Origin of the sequence: Mycolicibacterium boenickei, from assembly GCF_010731295.1 — a bacterium.
Taxonomy (GTDB): domain Bacteria; phylum Actinomycetota; class Actinomycetes; order Mycobacteriales; family Mycobacteriaceae; genus Mycobacterium; species Mycobacterium boenickei.
This window is the reverse complement of the sequence record NZ_AP022579.1, coordinates 4,323,339-4,349,951: the sequence shown is the minus strand read 5'-3', so window position 1 is coordinate 4,349,951 and position 26,613 is coordinate 4,323,339. Positions and strand designations below refer to the sequence as shown.

29 protein-coding genes are annotated in these 26,613 nt (G+C 67.9%); 15 read left to right on the top strand and 14 right to left on the bottom strand.

Annotation, left to right across the window (positions count from 1 at the left end):
- The first annotated feature begins 35 nt into the window (after nt 1–35).
- The 3 genes from G6N57_RS20625 (at nt 36) to G6N57_RS20615 (ending at nt 3,407) form a co-directional block, all read left to right on the top strand.
- Nucleotides 36–437 carry a hypothetical protein gene (locus G6N57_RS20625; protein ID WP_077741948.1) on the top strand — a complete coding sequence of 134 codons (402 nt, stop codon included), beginning with the start codon at nt 36–38 and terminating at the stop codon, nt 435–437.
- Nucleotides 438–591: 154 nt separating this feature from the next.
- Nucleotides 592–1,161, top strand: coding sequence for a TetR/AcrR family transcriptional regulator (locus G6N57_RS20620; RefSeq protein WP_077740805.1), 570 nt, complete (start codon nt 592–594; stop codon nt 1,159–1,161).
- Nucleotides 1,158–3,407, top strand: coding sequence for a molybdopterin-dependent oxidoreductase (locus tag G6N57_RS20615; RefSeq protein WP_077740806.1), 2,250 nt, complete (start codon nt 1,158–1,160; stop codon nt 3,405–3,407). The genes G6N57_RS20620 and G6N57_RS20615 overlap by 4 nt, the downstream gene beginning before the upstream one ends.
- 15 nt (nt 3,408–3,422) lie before the next feature.
- Here G6N57_RS20615 and G6N57_RS20610 read toward each other — a convergent pair whose 3' ends face one another.
- Nucleotides 3,423–3,995 carry a hypothetical protein gene (locus tag G6N57_RS20610; RefSeq protein WP_322790639.1) on the bottom strand — a complete coding sequence of 191 codons (573 nt, stop codon included), beginning with the start codon at nt 3,993–3,995 and terminating at the stop codon, nt 3,423–3,425.
- A 239-nt stretch (nt 3,996–4,234) separates the two neighbouring features.
- Between G6N57_RS20610 and G6N57_RS20605 the strand changes: the two genes are divergently transcribed.
- Nucleotides 4,235–5,515, top strand: coding sequence for a cytochrome P450 (locus G6N57_RS20605; RefSeq protein WP_077740807.1), 1,281 nt, complete (start codon nt 4,235–4,237; stop codon nt 5,513–5,515).
- Here the strand turns inward: G6N57_RS20605 and G6N57_RS20600 are convergent.
- Nucleotides 5,436–5,792 carry a hypothetical protein gene (locus tag G6N57_RS20600; protein ID WP_077741949.1) on the bottom strand — a complete coding sequence of 119 codons (357 nt, stop codon included), beginning with the start codon at nt 5,790–5,792 and terminating at the stop codon, nt 5,436–5,438. The two genes, G6N57_RS20605 and G6N57_RS20600, sit on opposite strands and share 80 nt — an antisense overlap.
- Nucleotides 5,793–5,939: 147 nt before the next feature.
- Here G6N57_RS20600 and G6N57_RS20595 point away from each other — a divergent pair, with 147 nt between their 5' ends.
- The 4 genes from G6N57_RS20595 (at nt 5,940) to G6N57_RS20580 (ending at nt 8,790) form a co-directional block, all read left to right on the top strand.
- The gene (locus G6N57_RS20595; RefSeq protein WP_097926038.1) at nt 5,940–6,674 is read left to right on the top strand and encodes a helix-turn-helix domain-containing protein; all 735 of its coding nucleotides are present in this window, start codon (nt 5,940–5,942) and stop codon (nt 6,672–6,674) included.
- A 75-nt stretch (nt 6,675–6,749) separates the two neighbouring features.
- Complete coding sequence (locus tag G6N57_RS20590) at nt 6,750–7,361, top strand: peroxidase-related enzyme (RefSeq protein WP_077740808.1); 612 nt, start codon at nt 6,750–6,752, stop codon at nt 7,359–7,361.
- A 53-nt stretch (nt 7,362–7,414) separates the two neighbouring features.
- Nucleotides 7,415–8,137, top strand: a complete 723-nt coding sequence (locus G6N57_RS20585; protein ID WP_077740809.1) for a FadR/GntR family transcriptional regulator — start codon at nt 7,415–7,417, stop codon at nt 8,135–8,137.
- Nucleotides 8,134–8,790: a sterol desaturase family protein gene (locus G6N57_RS20580; protein WP_077740810.1), complete on the top strand. Its 657-nt coding sequence runs from the start codon at nt 8,134–8,136 to the stop codon at nt 8,788–8,790. The genes G6N57_RS20585 and G6N57_RS20580 overlap by 4 nt, the downstream gene beginning before the upstream one ends.
- Here G6N57_RS20580 and G6N57_RS20575 read toward each other — a convergent pair.
- The gene (locus tag G6N57_RS20575) at nt 8,771–9,550 is read right to left on the bottom strand and encodes a L,D-transpeptidase (protein WP_077741951.1); all 780 of its coding nucleotides are present in this window, start codon (nt 9,548–9,550) and stop codon (nt 8,771–8,773) included. The two genes, G6N57_RS20580 and G6N57_RS20575, sit on opposite strands and share 20 nt — an antisense overlap.
- Before the next feature lie 175 nt (nt 9,551–9,725).
- A complete protein-coding gene (locus G6N57_RS20570) occupies nt 9,726–11,162 on the bottom strand; it encodes a DUF7159 family protein (RefSeq protein WP_174814500.1) in 1,437 nt (478 codons plus the stop codon).
- A 211-nt stretch (nt 11,163–11,373) separates the two neighbouring features.
- Here G6N57_RS20570 and G6N57_RS20565 point away from each other — a divergent pair, with 211 nt between their 5' ends.
- Complete coding sequence (locus G6N57_RS20565) at nt 11,374–12,831, top strand: peptide MFS transporter (protein ID WP_077740812.1); 1,458 nt, start codon at nt 11,374–11,376, stop codon at nt 12,829–12,831.
- Here the strand turns inward: G6N57_RS20565 and G6N57_RS20560 are convergent.
- The gene (locus G6N57_RS20560) at nt 12,825–13,778 is read right to left on the bottom strand and encodes a threonine ammonia-lyase (RefSeq protein ID WP_077740813.1); all 954 of its coding nucleotides are present in this window, start codon (nt 13,776–13,778) and stop codon (nt 12,825–12,827) included. The genes G6N57_RS20565 and G6N57_RS20560 overlap by 7 nt on opposite strands.
- A 98-nt stretch (nt 13,779–13,876) precedes the next feature.
- Here G6N57_RS20560 and G6N57_RS20555 point away from each other — a divergent pair, with 98 nt between their 5' ends.
- The 4 genes from G6N57_RS20555 to G6N57_RS20540 all read left to right on the top strand — a co-directional run bounded on the left by G6N57_RS20555 (nt 13,877) and on the right by G6N57_RS20540 (nt 16,033).
- A complete protein-coding gene (locus G6N57_RS20555; RefSeq protein ID WP_077740814.1) occupies nt 13,877–14,299 on the top strand; it encodes an acyl-CoA thioesterase in 423 nt (140 codons plus the stop codon).
- 49 nt (nt 14,300–14,348) lie between these two features.
- Entirely contained in the window at nt 14,349–15,386 is a 1,038-nt protein-coding gene (speB, locus tag G6N57_RS20550; protein ID WP_077740815.1) for an agmatinase, read from the top strand.
- Between the two features lie 84 nt (nt 15,387–15,470).
- Nucleotides 15,471–15,683, top strand: a complete 213-nt coding sequence (locus G6N57_RS20545; RefSeq protein ID WP_077741952.1) for an Rv3202a family protein — start codon at nt 15,471–15,473, stop codon at nt 15,681–15,683.
- A gap of 17 nt (nt 15,684–15,700) precedes the next feature.
- A complete protein-coding gene (locus G6N57_RS20540) occupies nt 15,701–16,033 on the top strand; it encodes a hypothetical protein (protein ID WP_077740816.1) in 333 nt (110 codons plus the stop codon).
- On the opposite strand, the gene G6N57_RS20535 is transcribed toward G6N57_RS20540, so the two are convergent.
- The 3 genes from G6N57_RS20535 to G6N57_RS20525 all read right to left on the bottom strand — a co-directional run bounded on the left by G6N57_RS20535 (nt 15,975) and on the right by G6N57_RS20525 (nt 18,354).
- Nucleotides 15,975–16,877, bottom strand: a complete 903-nt coding sequence (locus tag G6N57_RS20535) for a cytochrome c biogenesis CcdA family protein (RefSeq protein ID WP_077740817.1) — start codon at nt 16,875–16,877, stop codon at nt 15,975–15,977. The two genes, G6N57_RS20540 and G6N57_RS20535, sit on opposite strands and share 59 nt — an antisense overlap.
- 9 nt (nt 16,878–16,886) lie before the next feature.
- On the bottom strand, nt 16,887–17,366 hold the full coding sequence (locus G6N57_RS20530) for a protein disulfide oxidoreductase (RefSeq protein ID WP_077740818.1): 480 nt from the start codon (nt 17,364–17,366) through the stop codon (nt 16,887–16,889).
- A gap of 106 nt (nt 17,367–17,472) precedes the next feature.
- Entirely contained in the window at nt 17,473–18,354 is an 882-nt protein-coding gene (locus G6N57_RS20525) for a TIGR03854 family LLM class F420-dependent oxidoreductase (RefSeq protein ID WP_077740819.1), read from the bottom strand.
- Between the two features lie 86 nt (nt 18,355–18,440).
- Between G6N57_RS20525 and G6N57_RS20520 the strand changes: the two genes are divergently transcribed.
- Complete coding sequence (locus G6N57_RS20520) at nt 18,441–18,881, top strand: DUF6188 family protein (RefSeq protein ID WP_077740820.1); 441 nt, start codon at nt 18,441–18,443, stop codon at nt 18,879–18,881.
- Between the two features lie 39 nt (nt 18,882–18,920).
- Here the strand turns inward: G6N57_RS20520 and G6N57_RS20515 are convergent, their stop codons facing one another.
- The gene (locus G6N57_RS20515) at nt 18,921–19,388 is read right to left on the bottom strand and encodes a hypothetical protein (protein ID WP_077740821.1); all 468 of its coding nucleotides are present in this window, start codon (nt 19,386–19,388) and stop codon (nt 18,921–18,923) included.
- A 179-nt stretch (nt 19,389–19,567) separates the two neighbouring features.
- Here G6N57_RS20515 and G6N57_RS20510 point away from each other — a divergent pair, with 179 nt between their 5' ends.
- Nucleotides 19,568–20,848 carry a cytochrome P450 gene (locus G6N57_RS20510; RefSeq protein ID WP_077740822.1) on the top strand — a complete coding sequence of 427 codons (1,281 nt, stop codon included), beginning with the start codon at nt 19,568–19,570 and terminating at the stop codon, nt 20,846–20,848.
- Between the two features lie 4 nt (nt 20,849–20,852).
- On the opposite strand, the gene G6N57_RS20505 is transcribed toward G6N57_RS20510, so the two are convergent.
- The 5 genes from G6N57_RS20505 to G6N57_RS20485 all read right to left on the bottom strand — a co-directional run bounded on the left by G6N57_RS20505 (nt 20,853) and on the right by G6N57_RS20485 (nt 26,530).
- Nucleotides 20,853–21,239, bottom strand: a complete 387-nt coding sequence (locus tag G6N57_RS20505; RefSeq protein ID WP_077740823.1) for a cupredoxin domain-containing protein — start codon at nt 21,237–21,239, stop codon at nt 20,853–20,855.
- A gap of 84 nt (nt 21,240–21,323) precedes the next feature.
- Nucleotides 21,324–22,550: an acyl-CoA dehydrogenase family protein gene (locus G6N57_RS20500; protein ID WP_077740824.1), complete on the bottom strand. Its 1,227-nt coding sequence runs from the start codon at nt 22,548–22,550 to the stop codon at nt 21,324–21,326.
- A complete protein-coding gene (locus G6N57_RS20495; RefSeq protein WP_097926039.1) occupies nt 22,547–23,872 on the bottom strand; it encodes a glutamine synthetase family protein in 1,326 nt (441 codons plus the stop codon). The genes G6N57_RS20500 and G6N57_RS20495 overlap by 4 nt, the downstream gene beginning before the upstream one ends.
- A gap of 14 nt (nt 23,873–23,886) precedes the next feature.
- A complete protein-coding gene (locus G6N57_RS20490; protein WP_097926016.1) occupies nt 23,887–25,314 on the bottom strand; it encodes an APC family permease in 1,428 nt (475 codons plus the stop codon).
- A 109-nt stretch (nt 25,315–25,423) separates the two neighbouring features.
- Entirely contained in the window at nt 25,424–26,530 is a 1,107-nt protein-coding gene (locus G6N57_RS20485) for a glycosyltransferase (protein WP_077740825.1), read from the bottom strand.
- Nucleotides 26,531–26,613 lie beyond the last annotated feature (83 nt).

Genomic DNA, 26,613 nt, shown 5'->3' with positions numbered 1-26,613 from the left:
CCGCCGGCAGCGGGTTCCTCATCGCCGTGCTGTGGATGGACCTGATCTTCGACGTTCAGGTCCTACCCCACCGCAGGTCGGCCGAATTGCCGGAACCCGTGCTGGCGTCCATCGCCGGCTACTACCGGCGCGCGACGACCACATCGCGCCCGATGAGCCTGCTGATCGCCGCTGTCATGGTGATCCTGTTGGCGGCATTGGCTTTTCACGCATTCGACGGTGCCGACGCGGGCTGGCTGACCGCGCTGTTCGCGATGCTGGCCGGCGTCCCCGTGCTGCTGGCGGTGCTGCGCACCGTCCCCAATGCCGTGGCCCTTGGCTCACGCACCGGCAGCCCTTCCGAACAGACGCGGTTGGCCAGGGCCGTCTGCCGTGACCACCTGGTCTGCCTGACGAGCATGTCCACCTTCCTCGTGCTGTGGTTGACGGTCACCTAGCCGTTTGATGCACCTGTGCGGCGGGTTGCGGTCAGTATCAAGCAGCAATCCGCCGCACAAGCCCGGACACTGCGCATCCCACTCAGTCACGGCCGTAGACCCATGCCCGGCCGTTATGTATGGTTACATACATATTCCGGCGAAAGGGCATCCGATGACCGGTCCTCGCGAACGCATGGTGGCCTCGGCCGCACTGCTGATCCGGGAGCGCGGTGCGCACCCGACCGCGATCGCCGACGTACTCGCCCACAGCGGCGCACCGCGTGGATCGGCCTATCACTACTTCCCCGGCGGGCGCAGCCAACTCCTGTGCGAAGCCGTCGACTACGCCAGCGATCAGGTGGCCGCGCGGATCGACAAGGCCGACAGCGCGGTGGCGTTGCTCGACGCCATGATCGCGGGGTTCCGGAAACAATTGTCCGCCAGTGACTTCCGGGCCGGCTGCCCGATTGTCGCGGTCGCGGTCGAGGCGGGAGAACCTGGCACGACCGAAACCGCCGCGCTCGACCGCGCCGGCGCCGCCTTCACCCGCTGGACCGCTCAGATCACCCGCCGACTGGCCGACGACGGAGTCCCCGCCGAACGCGCCGAGGAACTCGCGACGCTCATCATGACGGCGATCGAAGGCGCCGTGGTGATGGCGCGGGCGACTCGCGACGTCACACCGCTCGAGAAGATCCACCGCCAACTTCGCGCACTCCTGCCGGAAGGAACCTCGTCATGACCATTGATCAATGGCAGCCCACCGCATGCATCCTGTGCGAATGCAACTGCGGCATCGTGGTGCAGACCGAAGGCCGGGCCATCACCAAGATCCGCGGCGACAAGGACCACCCGGCGTCGCAGGGATATACCTGCAACAAGGCGCTGCGACTGGATCACTACCAGAGCAGCACCAACCGGCTGACTTCGCCGCTGCGGCGCAGGCCCGACGGCAGCTACGAAGAGATCGATTGGGACACCGCGATTTCCGAGATCGCCGCGCAGTTCCTGGCGCTTCGGGACAGCCACGGCGGGGACAAGGTCTTCTACTACGGTGGGGGCGGTCAGGGCAATCACCTGGGCGGCGCGTACAGCGGGGCGTTCCTCAAGGCGATCGGTTCGCGGTATCGGTCAAATGCCCTGGCGCAGGAGAAGACCGGTGAGGCGTGGGTCGATGCTCACCTCTACGGTGGCCACACCCGCGGCGAGTTCGAACATGCCGAGGTCTCGGTGTTCGTCGGCAAGAACCCGTGGATGTCGCAGAGTTTCCCGCGGGCCCGCGTCGTGCTCAACGAGATCGCCAAGGATCCGGGCCGCGCGATGATCGTGATCGACCCGGTGATCACCGACACCGCCAAGCTCGCCGACTTCCACCTGCGCGTGCGACCGGGGACCGACGCGTGGTGTCTGGCGGCCATGGCAGCGGTGCTGGTTCAGGAAGACCTCTGCGACGAAGAGTTCCTGGCAGCCCACGTCAACGGTGTCGAACCGGTCCGGGAAGTGTTGCGGCAGGTGCCGATCGGCGACTACGCGCAGCGGTGCGGCGTCGACGAATCCCAGCTGCGCCAGGCGGTGCGGCGCATCGCCGCGGCAGGCAGCGTCGCGGTGTTCGAGGATCTCGGCATCCAGCAGGCCCCCAACAGCACGCTCTGCTCGTACCTCAACAAGATGCTGTGGATCCTGACCGGCAACTTCGCCAAACGCGGTGGGCAACATCTGCATTCGTCGTTCGCGCCGCTGTTCGGCTCGGGCGGGGTGGGCCGCAGCCCGGTCACCGGCGCCCCGGTGATCGCCGGCCTGGTGCCGTCGAACGTGGTGCCGCAGGAGATCCTCACCGACCATCCCGACCGGTTCCGCGCGATGATCGTCGAGAGCAGCAACCCGGCCCACTCGGTGGCCGATTCGGCTGCCGTCCGGACCGCGCTGGAATCCCTCGAGCTCCTGGTGGTCATCGACGTCGCGATGACCGAGACCGCACGGTTGGCGCACTATGTGCTGCCCGCGGCCAACCAGTTCGAGAAGCCCGAGGCGACGTTCTTCAACCTGGAATTCCCGCACAACAATTTCCACCTGCGTCACCGGCTGTTCGAACCGCTGCCCGGAACCCTGCCCGAGCCGGAGATCTGGGCTCGTCTGGTGCGCGCCATCGGCGCGGTCGACGACGCCGAACTGGATCCGCTGCGCCGCGCCGCCGGGGAAGGCCTGGACGCCTACGCGGCGGCGTTTCTCGGCGCCGTGGGGGCCAACCCGGGGCTGGGCCGCGTGCTGCCGTACGTGCTCTACGAGACGCTCGGGCCGGTGCTGCCGGACGGCCTGGCCGGGGCGGCGGCGTTGTGGGGCCTGGCCCAGAAGACGGCGATGACCTATCCCGATGCGGTGCGCCGCGCCGGTCACCCCGACGGCAACGCCTTGTTCGAGGCCATCCTGGCCGGCCGGTCCGGGCTGACGTTCACCGTGCACGAGTATCCGGACGACTTTGCCCTGATCAGCCATGCGGACCACAAGATCGCGCTGGACATGCCCGAGATGCTCGACGCCGTGCGGGCCCTGCCTGCCATGCCCTCGGCGCTGACCACCGAGGAGTTCCCGCTGGTGCTGTCGGCCGGCGAGCGGCGCGCGTACACCGCCAACGACATCTTCCGCGACCCCGGCTGGCGCAAGCGCGATACCGACGGCGCCCTGCGGATCAGCGTCGAGGACGCCGAAGCCATCGGCCTGCTCGACGGTGACCGGGCCAGGATCACCACGGCAGCGGGCAGCGCGGCGGCCACGGTGGAGATCAGCGACGCGATGCTGCCCGGGCACGTCTCGCTGCCCAACGGGTTCGGCCTGGACTACACCGACGGCGACGGGCGCGCCGTCATACCCGGCGTGGCCCCCAACGAGCTCACCTCGTCGCAGTGGCGCGACGAGTACGCGGGCACGCCGTGGCACAAGCATGTGCCCGCGCGGGTCGACCGGATCCCGGTCGAGCGCGTTCCGGTCTGATCAGATTTGCGGCCCTCAGGGCGCGGGTGCCGGAGCCGGCGGGGCAGGCACGGCCGGGGCGGCCGGTACAGCCGGACCCGCGGGGACGGCTACGGCCGGGCCAACGGGCGCGGCGGGCACCGCTACGCCCGGGCCGACGGGACCGGCGGGCTCGGCCACGGCAGGCCCGCCCGGCACCGGTGCCGTCGGCGCGACCGGAACGTTCGGACCGGGCACCTGGCCCGGGACGGGCGTGTTCATGCCGCGCTGCGCGAGCCCGAGAACCAGCGCTTCCTTGCCGCTGATCTCCTGGTTCTGCACGGCGTGCCACAGATCCTTGAGGTAGCTCAGGTTGGGGGTCTCGGTGCCCTGTCCGGTCGGATCCATCGTCGCACCCGGCGGCAGGGCATCCGGGCTCGCCAGGTGCGGGGTGCCCGCCGGGGACGCGGCAGCCGCTGCCGCCGGATCTCCGGCCACGGCCTGAGCCGCCGGCCCGGGGGCTGGTGCCGGCGCAGGCGCGGGGGCAGGCGCCGGATTGGGTGGCTCCGCGGTCGCCGCGGCGGCCATCGCCAACGCGACGACGGGACCCGACACGCAGCCCGTCAACACAATCCCGAACCTACGGACATCCACTCGCATAACTGGTTGGCCTCCTGCTGTTGCTCCAGGGACAGATGGTAACGCTGGGTGCATCGTCGCGCTCGTTCAATCGTTACAAGGCAAGAATCGGAACACGTTCCAATACGAACAATGCGGCAGTTTCTGAAACCCGCTCCGAGGGGCCCCACCTGTGGTGTAGCAATGGCTTTACGCCACTACACAACGTCGTCGCGAGGAGCGCCAACGCCATGCCGACTCTGAACCTTCCGCCCGGATTCGACTTCACCGATCCCGATATCTACGCCGAACGGCTGCCCGTCGAGGAACTCGCGGAGATGCGCAGGCTTGCGCCGATCTGGTGGAACGAACAGCCGAAGGGTCAAGGCGGGTTCGACGACGGCGGGTTCTGGGTCGTCACCAAGCACAAGGACGTCAAAGAGGTATCCCTGCGCAGCGACGTGTTCTCCAGCCAGGAGAAGACCGCCCTGCCGCGCTATCGGGAGGGCACCGTCCAGCAGCAGATCGACCAGGGCAAGTTCGTGATGCTCAACATGGACGCCCCGCATCACACACACCTGCGCAAGATCATCTCGCGGGCTTTCACCCCGCGTGCGGTCGAACGCCTGCGGGCCGACCTGGCCGAGCGCGCGCGCACGATCGTGGAGACCGCCGCCGCCGAGGGCTCGGGAGATTTCGTCGAGCAGGTGTCGTGCGAACTGCCGCTCCAGGCCATCGCGGGTCTCATGGGCGTGCCGCAGGAAGACCGCAAGAAACTGTTCGACTGGTCCAACCAGATGGTCGGCGACCAGGACCCCGAGTTCGCCTCCAACGATGCGATCAGCGCCTCGGTCGAGTTGATCATGTACGGGATGCAGATGGCGGCCGAGCGGTCGAAGAACCCCGGCGAGGATCTGGTCTCCAAGCTCCTGCAGGCCGACGTCGAGGGCCACAAGCTCTCCGACGACGAGTTCGGCTTCTTCGTCATCCTGCTCGCCGTGGCGGGCAACGAGACGACCCGCAACTCCATCACCCAGGGAATGATGGCGTTCGCCGATCACCCCGACCAGTGGGAGTTGTTCAAGCGGGAGCGCCCTGGCACCGCCGCCGACGAGATCGTGCGATGGGCCACGCCGGTGACGTCATTCCAGCGGACCGCGTTGGAGGACACCGAACTGGCCGGTGTGCCGATCAAGAAGGGCCAGCGGGTGGTGATGTTCTACCGCTCGGCGAATTTCGACGAGGACGTGTTCGACGACCCGTACTCATTCAATATCCTGCGTGACCCGAACCCGCACGTGGGATTCGGCGGTACCGGCGCGCACTACTGCATCGGCGCCAACCTCGCCAGGATGACCATCGACCTGATCTTCAACGCGATCGCCGACGTGATGCCCGATCTGACCCCACTCTCGGCACCCGAACGGCTGAGGTCGGGCTGGCTGAACGGGATCAAACACTGGCAGGTCGACTACCGAGGCGGCGCTTACGCGAAACCTTCTGTGTCGCAGCAGGACTCGGGTAGTCGATGATGGATCGCCAATAGTCTTCCGGGATTTCGGTATTCGACCGCAGCACGATCGCAAGACCGGTTGCCATCGCAATACCGAGCAGCCCCAGCCACAGGCCGGCCAGCGCGATCGCGATCCAGAGCACGGTCGTCAGCGTGGGCCACGGCGACGCCAGCGCGAGCACCGGCGCGAAGAAGAACCCGGTGCCGATGTAGGCGGATGACCCGGCCCGGTCGGCCGCCATCACAAAGTGCAGCCAACGTGGGATCGACTCGGGCCACTGGGGTGACTTGCGCATCCTTGCCTCCTTCGTGGGGACGTGCTCCACGGTGTCGCCGATCGGGTAACCGGCGCAATTACCCCTCAGGTAGTGGTCTTGTCGCGGCGGGTCGGCGAGACTCGGGTGGTGACCACTGCGGCAACCCAGACACCGATCGGCTCGCTGATGCGCGACTGGCGATTGCGCCGGCGGATCAGTCAATTGGATCTGGCGATCGAGGCCGACGTGTCGGCCCGGCACCTCAGCTTCATCGAGACCGGGCGCTCGGTGCCGAGCCGGGCCATGGTGCTTCGCCTCGCAGAAGCCCTGGACGTGCCGTTGCGCGACCAGAACCAGTTGCTGCTCGCCGCCGGGCTGGCACCGGTCTACGCCGAACGGACACTGGAGGATCCCGAGATGGCAGCTGTGCGCGACGGGGTGACCCGAGTTCTAGACGCCTACAACCCTTTTCCGTGTGTGGTCATCGATCGCACCTGGAACCTGTTGCAGGCCAACGCAGGTACCGCGGTCATGCTGGAAGGCGTCGCGCCGCACCTGCTGGCCCAGCCCAACGCCCTGCGGATCACGCTGCACCCCGACGGCATGGCGCCGCGCATCCGGAACCTGGCGGAGTGGCGTCACCACCTGATCAGCCGGCTGCGCCGTGAGGTCACCGTGAGCGGATCGGCCGAACTGGCCGAGCTGCTCGCCGAGATCGAGTCCTACCCGGGTGGTATGGAACCGGTCCGCGATCTCGGCGGCGTCGTCGTCCCGCTGGAGCTCAGCGCTCCCGACGGGAGGGTGCTCACCTTCCTGAGCACCGTCACGACGTTCGGCACCGCGCTGGACCTGACCGCCGCGGAACTGAGCATCGAGGCGTTCCTGCCCGCGGATGCCGCGACGGCCGCCGCCCTGCGCTGAGCGCGCCGCGCAAGGGTTCGCCTCGACGGTGTCGAAATCCTTGTCCGGCAAGGCCGCCTGCATCAGGGTGCGGGTATGACTGCCACCGCTGACGCTCCCCCGTCCCTGTCCCCCTCACGCATCTCGCGGCTGCGGGTACCCGAACTGGATGAACTGACCAGCGCAGGCGTGCGCGGCTTCTTCAGTCGGCAGCAGCGCGAGGAAGGACTGACGTCCAACTGGTTTCGCGCGCTGGCCCTCAACGAGGGTGATCTCGAACGGCTCAACGGTTACCTGCTGCCGCTGCTGGGCGCCGATGGGCGGGGCGGGTTGAGCGCTCGGGAACGCGAGGTGATCGCCACGGTGGTGTCCGGGGAGAACCGCTGCGCCTACTGCCACACCAACCACGCCAACAAGCTGGGGAAAGTCGCAGGCGACTGGTCGTTCGGCCAACGGGTGGCCATCGATCACCGGCAGGTGGCCGAGCTCACCGACCGGGAACGCGCACTGGGCGATCTCGCTGTCCTGGTGAACAACCATCCGCAGGACCTGGGCGACACCCACTTCGACGCGTTGCGCGCCCTCGGGCTCGACGATCATCAGATCCTCGAGGCCATCTCGATCGCGGCGTTCATCGGCGCGACCAACCGGATCGGCATCGCGCTGTCGGTCCCGCCGAATCCGGAGTACACCGGCGTCCCGAAATGAGGCGAGTGGTCTGACCACTTGACCTCTGACCGCCAGGCGGGCAACATGGCGGCATGGCGCTACAACCGGTCAACCGCCGATCCGTACCCGAGGATGTCTTCGAGCAGATCGTCACCGAGGTGCTCAGCGGGCAGATGCAGCCCGGCGAGCCGCTACCCAGCGAACGCCGGCTGGCCGAGGTGCTCGGGGTGTCCCGTCCGGCCGTCCGGGAGGCCCTCAAGCGCCTCACGGAGGCAGGACTGGTCGAGGTCCGGCAGGGCGACGCCACCACGGTCCGCGACTTCCGCAGGCACGCCGGCCTCGACCTGCTGCCCCGGCTGCTGTTGCGCGCAGGCGAACTCGACGTCAGCGTCGTGCGCAGCATCCTGGAAACCCGGCTGCACAACGGGCCCAAGGTCGCCGCACTGGCCGCCGAGCGGGCCCCGGCCGCACTGATCGCTCAACTCGGCCACACCGTGGACGCCCTGGCGGCGGAGCCGGATCCGGTGGAACAGCAGCGCCAGGCACTGGCCTTCTGGGATCTCGTGGTCGACGGCGCCGACTCGATCGCATTCCGCTTGATGTACAACACTCTTCGGCAGACCTATGAGCCTGCGCTTCCGGCCTTGGCCACCATGATGGCCGCCGAGGTCGGCCGTCCGGACGCCTACCGCCGGATCGTCGAGGCCATCGAAGCGGGCGACCCGGCGGCGGCCGCCCGAGCCGCTCAGAACCTGCTGGGGCCGGCTACCGAGGCCCTCATGGGAGCCCTCGCCGCGTTGGAGGAAACCCGATGACACGCAACGCTTTCACATTGGGAGACGCGGTCCGCGAATTCATCCGGCACCCCTCCCCCTGGATGATCGGCACCGCGCTGATCCTCAGCGTCTCCGCGCGATGCGCGGTCGGAGACTGGCAGCTCACCGACGTGATCGTGCCCGCGGTGATGCTCGTGACGTTCCCGTTCTTCGAATGGATCGTCCATGTGTTCGTACTGCACTGGCGGCCAAGGCGGTTCGGCCCGATCACGCTGGATTCACTACTGGCTCGCGACCACCGGCTACACCACGTCGACCCACGCGACATCCCGTTGATCTTCATACCGTGGCGGGCTCTGCTGTGGATCCTGCCCGTCGCCGTGGCCGTCGCCCTCCTGGCATTCCCGCGCCTCGGCCTCGGTCTCACGTTCCTGTCACTGCTGACAGTGCTCGGCCTGTCCTACGAGTGGTGCCACTACCTGATCCACAGCGACTACAAGCCGAAAACCAGCGCATATCGCGCGGTTTGGCGTAACCATCGGCAACATCACTACAAGAACGAGCACTACTGGTTCACAGTGACCACCGCTGGAACCGCCGACCGGGTGCTGGGTACCTGTCCCGACCCGACGACGGTGTCCACCTCACCGACGTCGAAGAACCTGCATGCGGCTACGACTGCACGACAATAGGATCGCCCAGGCGCACCGTGTTGAAATACCAATCGGCGTTGTCAGGGCTCAAATTGATGCAGCCGTGGCTGACGTTGGCGTAGCCCTGTGACCCCACCGACCAGGGCGCGCCGTGCACATAGACGCCGCCCCAGGTGACACGGACCGCGTCGTACACCGTGAGCTTGTACCCCTCCGGATCACTCAGCGGAATGCCGATGGTGCGCGAATCCATCACCACGACAGGCTCTTTGGCCAAAGCGGTGAAGGTACCGACCGGGGTCGGGTGCTTGGGCTTGCCCATCGAGGCCGGCATCGTACGAGCCACCGCGCCATCGATGCTGACGGTGAAGGTGTGAGCGTCGATGTCGGCGACGCCGAGTACCTCGGCCCCGGTCTCGAAGCTGGTCTTGGCACCGCCCGCGGAGACCGAGATCTTCGAGTGCGCCGGCCACAGCTGATCCGGCTTCCACTGCATCACATCGTCACTGAGCCACGTGAAAGTGCCTGTGGGCGTCTTCGACGAGCTGATCCGCAGGCTGCGCTGTGCCGCATTGCGATCGGTCACCGGGTTGTCGAATGTCACCGTCAGCGGCATCGCGACACCGACCACCGAACCGGCGGCGGGCTCGATGGTCGCGCCCGGCGCGGGCGTGCTCACGGCAGCCGATGCGACATTGACCGGGCTTGCAGCGGCCAAGGTGGCGACACCAATCGCCGCAAACACTTTCAGGACCGACGCTCGAACGGTTCCGAATGACGACGATGGGGCGCTCAGCATTCCACCAGTGTAGGTGCTCGCCGAGAGTGCACCGTTTAGGCGCAGCGTGACGGCGGCAGAACGGTGTCGGCGGTAGCGCGGTGTGTTGCCCATGGTGAACACATCGACGCGACCCGCCAGAACGTTTCACCGCAAGATCGGCGGGCTTCCCCGCGTCTCAGCAACGTCACAGAGATCAGGGGACGGCGGGAACCGGCGCCTGCGGGTCGGGCGCCTGCGACTCGGGCGCCACCGGAACCGGCTCAGGTGCGGGCGGCACCGCTTCCGGCGCCGGCGGCACTGCTTCCGGAGCAGGCGGCGCCGGTTCGGCCGCCGGAGCCTGCGCAGCCGTCTGTTGTATGGGTGCCGCCTCCTGCGGCGGGCTCGGCGGAGGTGACGGCGCGACCTCGGGTGCCGGAGACGGCGGAGGCGGCGGCGGAGGCGCCTCGGATATCGGCGAGGGCGGCTGCGGCGCCGCGGGGTCTGCCAACGGTGGCTGTGCACCCGCCTCGGGCGGGGGCGCACCGGGCACCTGCTCGGGCACTGCCGGCGGTAGCTCCGACGTCACCGGCACGGGCTCGGACCCGGTTGGAGCGAGCTGCTCGCCGGGCACCGCGGTGTGTTCGGACGGGGTTGGGACGCTTTGATCGACGACATGCTCCGGCGCGGCGTCCTGGACCACGGGTTCGAGTACGGACGGCACTTCGGACGGCGGAGCAGCAGGCAGCGGGACGACAGAAGTCTGTTGCCCGGCGCCCGAGTCACCCGAGGTGCTCACCACCGGACGTGTACTCCGGTGCGGCGTCGGCTCTGAACCCGGCAGCAGCTGCTGACCGACGGCCAGTGCCAATGACACCCCGAAGGCCAGCACTCCGCCGACCAATATCGCCAGCGGTGTCAATTGCCTAGTGGGCCAGCGCCAGCCGAACGGACCCGGGCGACCGTCGGCGGTCAACCGGCCCCGGCGTGCCGAGGCCAGAGCCGCGCCGCGGGCCAACGGCAATCCGGGTTCGGCAGGCGTGAACACCGGCACCGCCAGAGCCTGTTCCAACTTCGGCAGTACCGAATCCAGGTCGACGGCAGATCCCACCACCACCAGTGCATCTGGGCGGCGATCAGCGGAGTCGAAGATGTCGGACAACCAACTGGTCAGGCCTGCCACGGTTTCGATGCCACGGCTGACCGTGGTCTGCACCGGCTCGTCGCCGCTCACCGTCATTGCCTGCACGACATCGGGTTCCAGGACGCACACACCGGTGGTGCCGAATCCGACGATGCCGGCCACGCGGCGCGCCAGCGCATCCGTCGCGTGCGGCAGGCGCACCGGGACGACGTCGGCGAACCCGGCATCGGCGAATTTCTTCAACAACACCGCAGCCTCGGTGGCCGCACCGGAACTCCAGGTGACCCCGATCGTGGTCAGCCGCAAACCGTGTTCTGCCGCAACTCTTTCGGCGCGCCGAACCGCCTTCACGACGTCAGCGCAGATGTCATCGGTCCGCGCGGGCGCGAGGCCGCGGATGTCAAGGGCGTTGTGGTCGACGGTCGCCCCGTCGGCCTCACCGCCCTCGACCAGGACCAGGCCGACGGTCGACGGTGTCAAGGAAACACCGAGCACCGCGTCCACGTTCACCCCCGAAAAGTGTGGCCGTCGTCCAAACGTTTCACGGTGACACTACCGGGTGGCAGCATCGTATCCATCCCCCGGACCTTCGATTGCCAGGGTTCGCGCGTGCCGAAATGTGCTGTGCCACAGAACCGCCAGTACACAACGGCGCTCTAGTTTGCCACTGTCGCCGTCAATATCGGCCGGCCGGGCCGCCCTCATGGCAAGGTTATGACCCATGCAGCAAGTGCAGGACTCTCCACACCACCGCGGCTTCTTCGGCCATCCCATCGGGCTGGCCAATCTGTTCGGGGTGGAGTTGTGGGAGCGCTTCTCGTTCTACGGGATGCTCACCATCCTGGGTTACTACCTGTACTACACGGCCACCGACGGCGGTCTGGGATTGCCGAAGAGCACCGCCACCGGCATCGTCGGCGCGTACGGCGGACTGGTGTACCTGTCCACCGTCCTCGGCGGATGGATCGCCGATCGCCTGCTGGGCATGGAACGCACGGTGTTCTACGGCGGGCTGGTCGTGATGGCCGGGCACATCGCTCTGGCAGTCGTTCCGGGCCTGTCCGGGGTCGGCGTCGGCCTGGTCCTGGTAGCCCTTGGCTCCGGTGCCCTCAAAGCCAACGCTTCCTCGCTGCTGGGCACGCTGTACGACAAGGACGACCCGCGAGCCGACGGTGGGTTCACGTTGTTCTACCTCGGGGTCAATCTGGGCGCCTTCGTCGGACCGCTGACCACGGGGTTGCTGCAGACCCGCGCCGGCTTCCACTACGCGTTCGGCGCCGCGGCCATCGGCATGGCACTGGGGCTGGCGCAGTATGTGGTGTTCCGGCGCAACCTCGGGAGCCACGGACGCGTCGTGGCAAACCCGTTGCCGCCCCAGGCAATCGGCAAGGTCATCGGCCTCGTCGCCGCCCTTGCCGTGGCCGTGGCCGTGCTGTTCACGATGCACGTGGTCGATCTCGCCAACCTGTCGCAGTTCACCACCGGGGTGATCGTCGTGGCCTCGGTGATGTATTTCGTGGTGATGCTGAACAGCGCCAAGGTGTCCGAGATCGAACGCACCCGGGTCAGGGCGTTCATCCCCCTGTTCATCGCCAACGCGGTGTTCTGGTCGTTGTTCCAGCAGACCTTCACGGTGCTGGCGGTCTACTCCGACGAACGGGTCAACTGGTCCGTATTCGGCTGGCAGGCACCGTCGAATTGGATCGGGTCGATCGAGCCGGTCTGGATCATCCTGCTCTCACCGCTGTTCGCGGTCCTGTGGACCCGGCTGGGCAACCGCGCACCGACCACCCCGCACAAGTTCGCCTACGGCGTGATCGGCATGGGCGCGGCGTTCCTGCTGTTCCTGCCGACCGCCTCGACCGCCGGCAGGGTGGTGCCCGCACTGCTGGTGGCCGGCATCATGGTGGTGTTCGCGGTATCCGAGCTGCTGCTGTCACCGATCGGGCTCTCGGTGACGACAAAGCTTGCCCCACAAGCATTCCGAGCGCAGATGATGGCGCTGTTCTTCTTCTCGGTCGGGCTCGGCACGGCGATGTCAGGGGTGCTCGCGCAGCACTACGACCCGGCGAACGAGTTCGCCTATTTCGGCATCCTCGGCGCGGTGGCGATCCTGGCCGGCGTTGCCGTTCTGCTGGTGTCGCCGCGAATAAGCCGGCTGATGGAAGGTGTTCACTGACCGCCGGACAGGATGTCTGCCAGCATCGGTGGTTCGATGTTGCCGCCGGAGACGATCACCACGGCCGGGCCGGGCGGCACCGCCACCTTGCGGTAGCCCGCCAGCGCCACGGCGCCGCTGGGTTCGGCAACCAGGTGCGCGCGGTGGGCCAGTTCCCGTACCGATGACCGGATCTCGTCCTCGGTCACGGTGATGACATCAGCGAGCACACGTTGCAGATGGGCGAACGTCAACTCCGACGGCGCCGAGCGCAGCCCGTCTGCGATCGTCCGGTTACGTTGCGCCACAGGCCAGTCCACGCGGTGGCCGACAGCCAGACTTTCGGCGGTGTCCGCGGCGAGTTCCGGCTCGACACCGAATATGTCGGCGTCCGGGCACAACGCGCGGACCGCGGTACCCACACCTGAGGCCAGCCCGCCGCCGCTGATGGGGATGAACACGGATGCCACCTCGGGGAGATCCTGGGCGATCTCCAGCCCGATGGTGCCCTGTCCGGCGATGACGTCAGGATGATCGAAGGGCGGCACCAGCACGCCGCCCGTGCGCTCGACCAGCTCCGAGGCGACCGCTTCACGCTGCCCGGCGGCGCACAACACCACCTGCGCCCCGTGATCCCGGGTGGCCTGCACCTTCACGGTGGGCGTCTCCTCGGGCATCACGATGTGGGCGGTGACGCCGAAAGCTGCCGCCGCATACGCCACTGCCTGAGCATGGTTGCCGCTCGAATATGCCACCACTCCCCTGGCCCGGACGCCGGGTTCGAGCCGACCCAGGGCATTGAACGCACCGCGGATCTTGAACGCGCCGATCGGCTGCAGACTCTCGGGCTTGAGCCACAGCGGCCGCTCAGGGTCCCCCCACGCCGCCGCCAGCAGCGGCGTTCGCACGATCTCGGAGTCGATCCGCCGGGCCGCGGCGGCGATGTCGTCGAGGGTCACCAGGTTCACGGCACAAGTGTCTCCCGCGGACCGAACCGGCGAAAGTCCGGGCCGTTGCGCGACCCGTTAGCGTGAAGCCGCAGACCCGCCGACCTTGGAGTGCTCACGTGACCCAGTACAGCTTCGGCATCGTGCCGCGCTACGCCGAGATCGACCAGCAGGGTGTGGTGTTCAACGGCCACTACCTCACCTGGTTCGACGAGGCCTGCACCGGACTGTTCGATCACCTGCGGGTCAGTTACGCCGACCTGATCGCCGACGGCCTCGACATGCAGGTGGTGCACAGCGAGATCGATTTCCGGGCGCCGGTCCGGTGGCGGGAATCGGTGCGGGTCGCCGTGCGGTGTGAACGGATCGGCACCACCAGCTTCACCCTCGGTTTCACGGTGCTCGGCACCGACACCTCCGGCGACGAGCAGCCCAGGGTGTGCGGGCGCAACGTCTACGTCGTCGTCTCGACCGATGACTGGGCCAAGCGTCCGGTTCCCGAACGCGTTCGCACTGCACTGAGTTCCGTTGCCGGCCAATGAATCTTGTGTCCAGCGCATGCCGCGGCAGGCGCGGCGGTAATGTCGGATCATGGGCGATCAGCACGATCACGGTCCGCAGCGTGAATTGCCGCCCGGCATGGCCGAGCAGCTCGGCCTGCCGCACTCGGGGATGGTCTCGTTCGGGAACCGGCCGATCCTCACCGAGACGGCCCAACTCGACGCCTGGCAGCCCGACGTGGCGATCGTGGGTGCGCCGTTCGACATTTCGACGACGAACCGTCCTGGTGCCCGGTTCGGTCCCCGGGCGATCCGGGCCACGGCCTATGAACCGGGCACCTACCACCTCGACCTCGGCTTGGAGATCTTCGACTGGCTCGAGGTGGTCGATTTCGGTGACGCCTACTGTCCGCACGGACAAACCGACGTGTCGCACGCCAACATCCGTGAGCGGGTCCACTCGGTAGCCTCGCGCGGCATCGTTCCCGTGGTTCTCGGCGGTGACCATTCGATCACCTGGCCGTCGGCGACCGCGGTCGCCGACGTACACGGCCATGGGAACGTCGGCATCGTGCATTTCGACGCGCACGCCGATACGGCCGACAACATCGAGGGCAATCTGGCGAGCCACGGCACCCCGATGCGCCGGCTCATCGAGTCCGGTGCGGTTCCCGGTACACATTTCGTCCAGGTCGGGCTGCGAGGCTACTGGCCGCCGCAGGACACCTTCGAATGGATGCTTGAGCAGGGCATGACCTGGCACACCATGCAGGAGATCTGGGATCGCGGGTTCAAGGAAGTGATGGCCGACGCGGTTGCCGAGGCCCTGGACAAGGCCGAAAAGCTCTACGTTTCAGTCGATATCGATGTGCTGGACCCGGCGCACGCACCCGGCACCGGCACCCCGGAGCCCGGCGGCATCACCAGCGCGGACCTGCTGCGGATGGTGCGGGAGTTGTGCCGCACCCACGATGTCGCCGGCGTCGACGTCGTCGAGGTGGCACCGGCCTACGACCATGCCGACCTCACGGTGAACGCCGCTCACCGGGTGGTGTTCGAGGCCTTGTCGGGTATGGCCGCCAGACGGCGCGACGCCACCCAGACCCCGGCGGGGCCGCCCGCGCGCTGAGCGGCCCGAAATTCGCGTTGAAACACCACTTCCCGGGTAGCACAATCGGTGTGGATGGCGATGCCGGTCTATGAGGGGAAAATCATGACGCACGCACAGCGTGGTGAATTCGATGACGACGCCCCAGAAGCGGACGTCGTCGAACAACTGATACCGGTTGGTGTCGACGATGACGACGACGCGATGTCCGATCTGCGGCGGGTGCGGATCTCGACGGATACCGAAGCCACCGAAGCCGATCTGATCGATCAGGCCATCGTGGCACCACTGGACGACGAGTCCGACTTCGACCGCTGACAGGAAGGATGCCCGGCATGCGCTTGCCCGATGCGCTCGACAGCATCTCCGGCGACACCGCGACCACCTCACGGGTGTTCGGTGACCCATATGTGACACCCGACGGAGCGACGGTGATTCCGGCCAGTGTGGTCCGGCACCGGCCCGACAGTGGGCGGTTCACGTCCCGGCCACTGGGGATTTTCGTCATCAAGGACGGCAAATCCACCTGGGTACCGGCCATGGACAACACGCGGATCGCGTTGATGGGTGAACTGATCGGATTGGTGGCAGCGACATTGGCCACTGTCGCTATGGTGCGCCGTCCACCGTGGCCGGATGTGCGCGGCGAGTTCTTCCGGCGAATCTGACCCGCCGTCTGCGCCACCCGAGTCCCAGCACGACGAGCGTCAGCAGGGCGAGTACCCACGGCCACGCCCCGTGCCGGTGCACCCATCCCGCGAGCGTGCCCTGCACCCGCCCGGCGGCGGCGATCACCGGGTCACTGGGATTGCCTGCGGCGGTGAACAATTGGATCTCGTACCAGCCGTAGTACGCGACGTAGGCACCGACGGCGATCAACAGGGCGCCGCTGATCCGGCTGATGTAGGGGACGATGCGCCGCAACCGGTCGACCACCACCGTGCCGGCCAGCGCCGCGGCGATGGCGAGCACGCCGACGACGAGCGCGAAACCCGCCGCGTACGCGGCGAACACCGCGACCCGGTGCAGTGCCGTATTCGATTCCAGAGTTGCGCCGGTGACGGCCAGGAACGGTCCCACGGTGCACGAGAGCGACGCCAGAGCATACCCGACCCCGTAGCCGGCCATCGAGCCGAGTCGCGCGGTCGGCGCCCAGCCGGTACGCCGTGCGACGGCGCCGGGCAGTATCAACCCGAGCCTGCGGCCGGCGAGCAGCCAGCAACCGAGGGCGACCAGGACCACTCCGATCAGCAGTGTCACGTACGGCAGATAGCGCTGGACCGTGCTCGCGGCCGCGACCGTGAGCAACCCGAACCCGCCGAACACGGCGACGAATCCGGCGGTCATCACCACGGTGGCGACAAGCGCTCGACCCAGCGCCTGCAGTGGCCCCCGCGGCGAGGTCCCTCGCACCACCAGTGCGAGGTACCCCGGCAACAACGCGAACCCGCATGGGTTGAGTGCCGCGACGAGTCCGGCGCCGAACGCCAACCCCACCAGGTTGTCTGGCACGCCCGGCGACTAGCTCTTCAGAGCCGCCACCCGATCGGCCAGCTCCTGCTGCGGCATCGCCGACGTCGGGTTGTTGACGAACGTGGATGACCCGTCGGCACGGTAGAAGACATACGCGGGCTGCCACGGAACGTTGTAGCGCGCCCAGATCGACCCGTCGGCGTCGTTCAGATTGGGGAAGTTGAGGTGGTATTTGTCGACGAAGCCCTGCATGGCCCCGACATCGGAGTGGGCCGCCACACCGACGAAGCTGACCTGCGGATTGGCCGCGGCAACCTGGCTCACCGACGGCGCTTCGGCGTTGCAGAACGGGCACCACGGCGTCCAGAACCACAGCACCGCGGGCCGTCCGGCCAGGCTGGACCCGTTGAACGGGGCGCCCGACAGGGTGGTGCCGGTGAACTGCAACCGGTCGTCAGCGACCGCTGTCGGCGCCGTGACCAGTGCGAATACGATCGCGAGCGCACAAAACAGGCCTCGCATCCTCATGACGGTCTCCTTCGGTCAAGGCGCAGCACACGCGTGGCCTGCGCGTACCCCCTAACACGGCGGTCGACACGCGGAAGTTCAATCGACCGGGAGTTCTGCGCGGGCTTCAGTTCTGCCGCGGCAGCAGCTCGGCGGTGAACCGCTCCAGGAACCCCTTGCGGCCGGCCGGTCCGGCCGCCCTGATCACGAACTTGGTCAGGCCGGCTGCCAGATAGCCGTCGAGCTGACGATGCAGGTCGGGCCAATCGGCGGCGACCAGTTCGTGGGGGTCGACGTCAGGTCGGCGGCGACGGACCGCGGCGAGCAGATCTGCCGGGAGCGTGCCGTCCCCGACGGCGAGGCTGATGCCGTAGTGGTCGGCCTCGATGCTGCGGCCCGCGGCAACCGCCTCGGCTTCGATGCGCCGGCGCGCCGCGCCCGCCTCGTCGGGGGTGAGGAAACTGCCCAGCCACCCGTCGCCGTATTTGCCGATGCGGGTCAGGGCCGCCGGAGCCGATCCCCCCAACCAGATGTCGATCGGCGTCGCCGGCAGCGGCTGTACCTGTGCCGAGCGGGCGGTGAAGTACTCGCCCTCGAACGACACGTCACCGCCGTGTAGCGCCGATCGCAGCAGGGCCAGCGATTCGTCGAACACCGCGGCCCGGCGCCCATCGGGGACGACGAAGATGTCCCGCTCGGCCGGCAACGCCGAATGCAGGCCGAACGCGGGCAGCACCCGCTTGGGTGCCAGCGCCGCCAGTGAGGCCAGTTGCTTGGCCACCAGAACCGGATGGCGGCCCGGCAGGATCGCGACCGAGGTCCCGACCTTGAGCCGCCGGGTGCGGGCCAGCGCGTAGGCCATGCCGACGAAAGGATCCACCGCCGGGGTGTAGACCAGCTCGGAGAACCACACCGAGTCGATACCGGAACTCTCCAGGTGATCGACGATGCCGCCCAGCTCGTCCGGACTGGTTTCAGCGCCCAGCCCCACGCCGAATCGAACCTTCATCGATATGTTCCCGTGCCATCCATACTGGGCGTAACACCGCGAAGGCGCCTCTTGTGCCCGGTCGTCCGGCGGTACAGAGTAAGACAATGAGCGAACAATGGATTCAAGGGTGCTTGGTCCAGCGGATCACGTTTCGTGATGGCCTGGTGCTCAACCTCGACGACTACAACGAACTGGTCATCTCGGTTCCGCTGGAACTTACGCTGCCCGCGACGGGCTCCGACGACTCCGAAGTGGTGTCACTGGACCCCCGGTCACTACGCAATGAGGTCCGCCCGCTGTTCGATTTCGCCGGCCAGCGCTGCACGCATGCCGACTGGGAGAAGGACGGCAGCCTCCACCTGAGCTTCTCCGACGGTCACCGGATCGACGTCCGGCCCGACGAGGGCCACACCTCGTGGGAGCTGTACGGGAAGTACCACGGCTACGCCGCATGCCTGCCACACGGGCGGGTCCGCGTCGTGCGCCACGATCAGGACGACCCCGATCAGGACGACGACGAGGGCCCCACCCGGGAGAGCGGCTGACCGGCATGCGGCGTGGCCGGTGGCACTACCAACGGGGCATCAGCCGACGCCGACGCCGATGATCGGGATCCAGACGCCGAACAGCCACACGCCCCATTGCCGGAACCCGTTGTCCCACACGGGGTTCAAGTTGTAGCCCCAGTAGTTGATGGTCGGCGGCAACGGTCCGCCCCGCCAATGGAACGGTGGCGGCGGGCCCCAGCCCCACGGCGGCGGGCCCTGGCGGTCGTCCCACCAGTCGTGCCGGTTGTTCGCCCACCACGGACCCTTGTCGTCCCAGTGACCGCGGTTGTCGAAGTCAGGGCCGTGACCCCGACCGTCGAAATCCCGATCATGGCCGGGCGGCCCGCCGTTGCAGAACGGGAAGCAGTCGTCGTTGCCGTGCCCCGGCTTGAGCGGTGCGGGCACCGCAGGCGACGCCGACGCCACCGGAACCCCCATTCCCGTGACGCCCATTCCGAACGCACCGACCGTCAACGCAGCCGCCACGAACTTGGACAGTTTCATACCTGGACCTCCTAAGAGTCGTGACCCCGGCGCTGGCCATCCCCCAATGGCCCGGCGCCGCAACGCCTTGCAACTCGGCCCTGATGCGAGCGGCGAAACGTGCACCCCAGTGGGGTATCGCCGAGGCGGATCCGAGCGTTACCCGTTTTCCGAACCGGCTGCGGACCTACCCTGGCGGGGTGGGTATCGCACCGCGGGTCAACGGCGCACCTCCTCCCGACATTCCGCGCTCCGAGATCGATCTCGGGTCTTGGCAGTTCTGGCGCGAGGACGACGACATCCGCGACGGAGCGTTCGCCGCACTGCGCCGCGACGACCCGATCTCGTATCACCCGGCATGCGTCCTCGAGGGTTTTCCGGAGAGCCCCGGGCACTGGGCGGTGACCAGGTATGACGATGTGTTCCAGGCCAGCCGCCACCCGGAGATCTTCAGTTCCGCGTCCGGCATCACCATCGGTGACCAAACCGCGGAGTTGGCCGAGTATTTCGGATCCATGATCGTGATGGACGATCCGCGTCACACCCGCCTGCGCAACATCGTGCGCAGCGCGTTCACGCCTCGGGTGGTGGCCTTGATCGAGGATTCCGTCCGTGACCGGGCCCGGCGACTGGTCGCCGACATGGTGGCCAGAAATCCGGACGGCAACGCCGAACTGGTCACCGAACTCGCCGGCCCCTTACCGCTGCAGATCATCTGCGACATGATGGGCATCCCCGAGCCCGACCATCAGCAGATCTTCCACTGGACCAACGTGATCCTTGGGTTCGGCGATCCAGATCTGACCACCGACTTCGACGAGTTCGTCCAGGTGGCGATGGACATCGGCGCGTATGCCACCGCCCTGGCCGATCAGCGCCGCGCAGTGCCCACTGAGGACCTCACCACGAGCCTGGTGCAAGCCGAGGTCGACGGCGAACGGCTGACCTCGGCTGAGGTGGCCTCCTTCTTCATCCTGCTGGTGGTCGCGGGAAACGAGACCACCCGCAACGCGATCAGCCACGGCGTGCTCGCGCTCACCCGATTTCCCGAACAGCGCCAGAAGTGGTGGTCACGGTACGAGGAGCTGGCTCCCACCGCGGTGGAGGAGATCGTGCGCTGGGCGTCGCCGGTGAGCTATATGCGCCGCACGGTCACCCAGGACACCATGCTCGGCGGCACCTCGCTGCCCGCCGGGGCCAAGGTGACGCTGTGGTACGGATCGGCGAATCGGGACGAGTCGAAGTTTGCCGATCCGTGGCTGTTCGACGTCACCCGCCATCCCAATCCCCACCTCGGATTCGGTGGTGGCGGTGCGCATTTCTGCCTCGGAGCAAACCTGGCGCGCCGTGAGATCACGGTGGCGTTCGAGGAACTGCATCGCCAACTGCCCGACATCGCCGTGACCGAGGAACCCGACCGGCTGCAGTCGCAGTTCATCCACGGCATCAAGCGCATGCCGGTGGCCTGGTCGACGCGCTGAGGGGCTACTTCACCGTGAGGGTGCCCAGCATCGCCGGGTGGTAGAGGCAGTAGAAGGCGTACTCCCCCGGTTGTTGGGGAGCTGTCAGCGTCGCCCGCCCCTTGCCTTCGACGTGGACGTCGAACAGTCCCTTGGTCCGCGACGTGACCGAGTGCTCGACCTCGTCGTTGTTGATGATCGTGATCTGGGTCCCCGGGGCGACGGGCCCCAGGGAGCCGAAACCCATCCCCTCGATCGTGATGGCGGGCCCGGCCGGGACGGACGCACCGGGGCTGGTGGTGACCGCCTCGGAGTGCTCGCCGTGACCGGACGGCGAATTGGCTTGCCCGCAGGCAACACTCGCCCCCGCGAGCAAGAACAACGACACCGCCAACGCTGCAAGTCGACACATCCGGGCCCCCTGGGGTTGTCCTGGCCGCAGACGATTATCGTCTCCGCCACGGCGTGATGTGCCCGATTCTGCCGATCCGGCGACTCAGAAGTATCCGTTGGCAGGCGGCCAGACCCCGTTGACCGCGAAGTTTCCCGCTGCATATGCCTTGTAGGCCAACGGGTTATGACTCGCCACCGTGCGGGCATTGCGCCAGTGCCGGTCCAGATTGAGCGACCGCGACGTGGCCGAAGCGCCACCGGTGTCGAACAACCGCTGCGCCGCGGACAGGGTCAGCCGCTCGGCCACCAGCTGCGCGCGGGCAACCGTGATCGCCAGGTCGGCGAGCGCCTGCCCGTCGTGCTGTCGGCCACCGTCCACCACAGCGTCGACCGCGTCCGCCGCGCTGAGTACCAGAGTGCCCGCGGCCTCTGCATCGGCCGCGATATCGCCCACCGCCTGCAGGACGAACGGGTCCGCCGCTGCGGTGTCGGCCAGGGAGTGCGCGGCGGGTCGGGCTTTGGTGCGCACATATCGCACGGCGTCGTCGAGGACGCCGTACGCGATGCCGGCTGCCACCGCCGCCAGATACAGCTGCAGGAACGTGGTGCTGTGGCCCAGGTGATTTCCGTCGGACACCGTGGTGACCTCGTCGGGGTGCACCACCACGTCGGTGAACCGAGTGCCGCCGCTGGCCGTCAACCGCTGGCCGAATCCGTCCCAGTCGTCGAAGAGTTCGACCCCGGCACGATCCGTCGGCACGATCGCCTGCAGGTCGCGCCCCTCGGCGTCCACCGCCGACACCGCGATGACGTCGGCGAACAACGATCCGGTCGAATAGAACTTGTAGCCGTCGAGCCGCAGCACCCCGTCGTCTCCGGGCAGGACGGTGGTGTCGGCACTCGAGGGCGAGCGGCCCGTCCCGTCGGTGATCGCGTTGCCGAACACCAGCCCGTCGTTGATCCGGGCGAACCATCGCCCGCGCTCGTCTTCGGTGGCGCGATTGCTCAACAGCCGTTCGGCATATCCGAAATGAGCCCGGAGCGCCTGAGCGACATTGGAACTGGCACGCGCGATCTCGATCACCACGCCCAGCACATCGCGCACACTGCCGCCGGGTCCGCCGTAGCGCGTGGGCACCCGCAAGGCGAGCAGCCCGGCGACCCGAAGCCGGTGTACCGCGTCGTGCTGGAGCACCCGGTCCCGTTCGGCGGCCACATCCCCATGCCGAAGCTCGTCGACGATCTCCGGAAGCCGTCCCAGCCGGTCGGCCACCGAACCGCCCAGCGGCTGTCGGTGTTCGGTCTCGGAGCCGTTCACGGTCGCGGTCATGAGCCGGCCAGATAACGTCGGCGTTCCCAATCACTGACGTGACGACCGTATTCGCGCCATTCGCTGTGCGCGATCGCGGCGAAATCCTGCACGGAATCGTGCCCGAGAATCTCGGCAACGGTGTCGTCCTGGGTGGCCAGTGCGATCGCGACGCCGAGAGACTCCGGCAACGAGGTTCCCTTCTCATACAGGTTGCCGCCCTCGGCGGCCGGCGGTGTACGTTGCGCCCGGATCCCGGCGACCACTGCGGCCAGCGCCGCCGCCACCAGCCAGTACGGGTTGGAATCCGAAGCACCACTGCGCAATTCGATACGGGTCGCCGACGGGTCGGCGTCCACCAGGGATCGCACCGCCGCGCTGCGGTTGTCCCGGCTCCAGGTCACCGTGGCCGGCGCGAACGAATCCGGCACGAACCGCCGGTAGGCGTTGACCGAGTGCGCACCGAACAGCGTGATCGACGGCAGATGCTCGAGCAGCCCGGCAATCGACCACAGCGCCAGCGGGTTCTCGGCGCCGTGCTGGGGCGCGAAGGCAGGCTCGCCGTCCCGCCACAGCGAGATGTGCAGATGCGCCGAGCTGCCCGAATGTTCGGTGAACGGCTTCGGCATGAAGCTGGCGATCTTGCCGTGCCGTCGGGCCACCTCTTTGGCCGCGTACTTGAGCCGGGCGGCATCGTCGGCGGCTTCCAGGGCATCGGCGTAGATCAGGTTCGCCTCGACCTGCCCTGGGCCGTATTCGGTTTCGATCCCTTCCAGCCGGGTGAAGGCGGCGAGGGTCTGCTGCAGGTCGCTCAGCAGCGGGTCCAGGGCGTTGGCGTTCTCCAGCGAGTAGGCATGGATGTCGGGCTGGAACGCCGAACCGTCCGGGTCGAGCAGATAGAACTCCAACTCGACGCCGACCTTGGCGGTGTAGCCGAGCTCGGCCAGCGCTGCGAGCACCCGGCGGAGCACCGCGCGGGGATCGAGCTGCGAAGGGCTGCGGTCATGGGTGACGATGTCGGAGATCACGTGCCCGGTGCCGGGTCGCCACGGCAGCTGCCGGAAGGTCGACAGGTCCGGCACCGCGTATACGTCGGGATAGCCGCCGTCCCAGTTCGTCAGTCGCAGCCCGTCGATCACCGTGGCATCGGCGTTCCATCCCAAAGATGCCTCACAGAAGGCGAATCCGGCGCCACGCGCCCGGTCCAGAAAACCGGCGGCCGGGATGCGCTTGCCTTGTGCGTGACCGAAGGGATCGCTCCAGGCGACTTCGATCTCGGTGATCGAGCCGTCCGCGATGCCGTGCGCCGCAGCGTCCTCGGCACTCGGCGCCGCGGCGCTCACCGTGCCGTTGACCGTCACGAGACGCTCCCCACCCGACGGCCCACCACCACACCGGCCGTGAACGCGGCGACAAGCACACCGACGATCACCCAGGCCAGCACACTGGAACCGCCGACCAGGTCATTGAGGTTGGTCAGGATCAGCACCAATGCGCCCAGCAGGCCCGCCAGACCGAGGGCCGGGGCGATCCGGACCCGCCACAGCGAATGGCCGTGCCGATCGCGAGCGAAGTAGACCAGCACCGCGACGCTGGTGGCGATCATCAGAAGGACCACACCGACCGTCGTCGCCCCGGCGAACCAGGTGTAGAACTGCGCGGCCGGATCCAGCCCGAACACCACCGCCAGCAGCACGCTGACCGCCACCACACCGGAGATCCACAGCGAGGCCTGGTGCGGTGAGCCGTGCCGGTGATGCGGTCGGCTCAGCCGCGCGGGCAGTACGTCGCGCTGCGAGAGCGCGAACACGTACCGCGACGCCACATTGTGGAAGGCCAGGATGCAGGCGAACAGGCTGGTGAAGTACAGGACCGTGATGATGTCGGCGCCCGCGGCGCCGACATACCGGCGTGCGGTGTCGCCGAGGAACGTGGAACCGGAGTCGGTGGCGCGGGCGATGGCCTGCTCGTCGCCCCAACCCGAGATCAGCGCCCAGCTGGTGACGGCATAGAACACCCCGATCAGGATCAGCGCCAGGTAGGTGGCCCGTGGAATCGTCCGTTCGGGAGTCCGGGCCTCGTCCCGGAAGATCGCGGTGGCCTCGAATCCGACGTAACTGATGATCGCGAAAAGCAATCCGATGCCCAGTGACCCGGAGAAGATCGCACTCGGACTCACGATGCCCGAGGACAGTCCGTGATCGCCGCCGTTGGCCACGATCACCAGGTCGAGCACCAGCACGATCGCGATCTCGGCGGTCAGGAGCACGCCCAGTACGCGGCTGGACAGCTCGATGTTGCGGTAACCGAGGTAGGTGGTGACGGCGAAGGCCGCTGCGGCGAACACCCACCAGGGCAGCGCAGGCCCGCCGGCCAGTTCTACGACGGCGGCGCCGGCCGGGCCGAGCAGGCCGTACACCCCCGCTTCCAGCGCGACGTAACTCACCAGTGCCACGAACGCGATTCCGATGCCGGTGGGCAGACCGAGCGCCTGACGAACATAGGAGAAGAAGGCGCCCGCCTCGTCGACATACGGCGTCATCGCGGTGAAGCCGACCGCGAACAGCAGCAGTACCACTGTGGCGGCGATGAACGTCGCGGGGAATCCGGCGCCGTTGCCGGACGCGATACCCAACGGCACCACACCACCGATCACACCCAGCGGTGCGGCCGCGGCCACCACCATGAAAACGATCGAGGCCACCCCGAGGTTGCCGCGCAGCTGCCGGCCCGTCGGCGGCGGCTGGTAGCCCAACGATTCTGGGGCTGTGGTGGTTTCGGACATGCTCGACCGTCCTTGCTGCAGCGTGCGCGTAAATATGACCCGGGGAACATAGGGCCGGTGGATACCGGCGCACCAGGTCTGGCGTCAGCGTGCGCAAAAGTCGGTTCGGCTACCGCGCTCCCAGAACATCGAGCATTCCGGCCGCCGACCGCGGCCAGGTGAACTGCTCGGCACGCTGCCGGGCACTGCTGCGTCGCAGCTGTTCGGGCCGGCCGATCACCGAGGTGACGGCCCGTGCGATGGCGTACGGGTCGTTGTCGGCGGTCGCCCCGCTGTCGCAGGTGAGAATCTCGGCCAGCGCCGAAGTCCGCGACACCACCGCCGGAGTCCCGCACGCGAGTGCCTCCAGGGCCGCCAGGCCAAAGGTCTCGTGCGGCCCCGGCGCGAGCGCGACATCGGCCGAGGCCAGGATGGTGGCCACGGTGTCGCGGCAGCCGACGTAGCCCGTGAAGGCGACCGGCAGCCCGCTGGCCTGCCGTTCCAGCCGGGCCCGCAACGGCCCTTCGCCGACCACCACCAGCTGCGCGTCGACACCTGAATCACGCAGCGCGGCAACGGTATCGATACTGCGGTGGGCATGCTTCTCCACCGACAGCCTGCCGCAGTGCACCAGCAGGGTCTGCTGCGGTGCGGCCCAGCGCCCGCGCATCTCGGCACACCGCCTGCGCGGGTGGAACTGCTCGAGGTCCACGCCGAGCGGGACGGTCGCGACGTTGTCCGCGCCGATCCGGTCGAACTCCTCGCGCGCGAAACCCGTGGTGCACACCACGGCGTCATAGTTGGCCGCAGTGCGCCGGTTGGCGAAGTCCGCCACCATGACCGCAGCAGTCCGGGGCAGCACCTGGCCGACCAGCCGGTCCAGGCGTTCGTGGGAGATCATCACGGTGGCCACGCCGTGCCTGCGACCCCACGGGCCCAGCGACCGCAGGGTCAGCCGGTCGGAAACCTCGATGGCGTCGGGACCCAGCTGCTGCAACAACGTGGTCACCGGACCCGGCAGCACCGCGCGGTAGCCACCGGTGAACGGGATGAGTCTGGCGGGCAGGGAGATTCGCACGACGCCGCTGGCGAGGACATGCCGCTGCGGATGTGCCCCCGGAACGATGAGGAACACCTCGTGGCCCAGGGCGCAATACTCCGCGCCGAGACGGTCGACCGCGGTGCGCAGGCCACCTGATCGCGGACCGTAGAAGTTCGCTACCTGGACCACCCGCATGCCACGATCAGAACGGGGCCGCGTGTGCGGTCAACAACGAGGCTGCAACCGAGAACTGAACAGCCGCTGAACAAGCCCGGGCG

Bases quoted from the DNA above. Each gene is read 5' to 3' on its own strand.
- G6N57_RS20625 (WP_077741948.1), top strand. From the start codon at position 36: ATGGACCTGATCTTCGACGTTCAGGTCCTACCCCACCGCAGGTCGGCC.
- G6N57_RS20620 (WP_077740805.1), top strand. From the start codon at position 592: ATGACCGGTCCTCGCGAACGCATGGTGGCCTCGGCCGCACTGCTGATC.
- G6N57_RS20615 (WP_077740806.1), top strand. From the start codon at position 1,158: ATGACCATTGATCAATGGCAGCCCACCGCATGCATCCTGTGCGAATGC.
- G6N57_RS20605 (WP_077740807.1), top strand. From the start codon at position 4,235: ATGCCGACTCTGAACCTTCCGCCCGGATTCGACTTCACCGATCCCGAT.
- G6N57_RS20600 (WP_077741949.1), bottom strand. From the start codon at position 5,792: ATGCGCAAGTCACCCCAGTGGCCCGAGTCGATCCCACGTTGGCTGCAC.
- G6N57_RS20595 (WP_097926038.1), top strand. From the start codon at position 5,940: ATGCGCGACTGGCGATTGCGCCGGCGGATCAGTCAATTGGATCTGGCG.
- G6N57_RS20590 (WP_077740808.1), top strand. From the start codon at position 6,750: ATGACTGCCACCGCTGACGCTCCCCCGTCCCTGTCCCCCTCACGCATC.
- G6N57_RS20585 (WP_077740809.1), top strand. From the start codon at position 7,415: ATGGCGCTACAACCGGTCAACCGCCGATCCGTACCCGAGGATGTCTTC.
- G6N57_RS20580 (WP_077740810.1), top strand. From the start codon at position 8,134: ATGACACGCAACGCTTTCACATTGGGAGACGCGGTCCGCGAATTCATC.
- G6N57_RS20575 (WP_077741951.1), bottom strand. From the start codon at position 9,550: ATGCTGAGCGCCCCATCGTCGTCATTCGGAACCGTTCGAGCGTCGGTC.
- G6N57_RS20565 (WP_077740812.1), top strand. From the start codon at position 11,374: ATGCAGCAAGTGCAGGACTCTCCACACCACCGCGGCTTCTTCGGCCAT.
- speB (WP_077740815.1), top strand. From the start codon at position 14,349: ATGGGCGATCAGCACGATCACGGTCCGCAGCGTGAATTGCCGCCCGGC.
- G6N57_RS20545 (WP_077741952.1), top strand. From the start codon at position 15,471: ATGACGCACGCACAGCGTGGTGAATTCGATGACGACGCCCCAGAAGCG.
- G6N57_RS20540 (WP_077740816.1), top strand. From the start codon at position 15,701: ATGCGCTTGCCCGATGCGCTCGACAGCATCTCCGGCGACACCGCGACC.
- G6N57_RS20530 (WP_077740818.1), bottom strand. From the start codon at position 17,366: ATGAGGATGCGAGGCCTGTTTTGTGCGCTCGCGATCGTATTCGCACTG.
- G6N57_RS20525 (WP_077740819.1), bottom strand. From the start codon at position 18,354: ATGAAGGTTCGATTCGGCGTGGGGCTGGGCGCTGAAACCAGTCCGGAC.
- G6N57_RS20520 (WP_077740820.1), top strand. From the start codon at position 18,441: ATGAGCGAACAATGGATTCAAGGGTGCTTGGTCCAGCGGATCACGTTT.
- G6N57_RS20515 (WP_077740821.1), bottom strand. From the start codon at position 19,388: ATGAAACTGTCCAAGTTCGTGGCGGCTGCGTTGACGGTCGGTGCGTTC.
- G6N57_RS20505 (WP_077740823.1), bottom strand. From the start codon at position 21,239: ATGTGTCGACTTGCAGCGTTGGCGGTGTCGTTGTTCTTGCTCGCGGGG.
- G6N57_RS20500 (WP_077740824.1), bottom strand. From the start codon at position 22,550: ATGACCGCGACCGTGAACGGCTCCGAGACCGAACACCGACAGCCGCTG.
- G6N57_RS20490 (WP_097926016.1), bottom strand. From the start codon at position 25,314: ATGTCCGAAACCACCACAGCCCCAGAATCGTTGGGCTACCAGCCGCCG.
- G6N57_RS20485 (WP_077740825.1), bottom strand. From the start codon at position 26,530: ATGCGGGTGGTCCAGGTAGCGAACTTCTACGGTCCGCGATCAGGTGGC.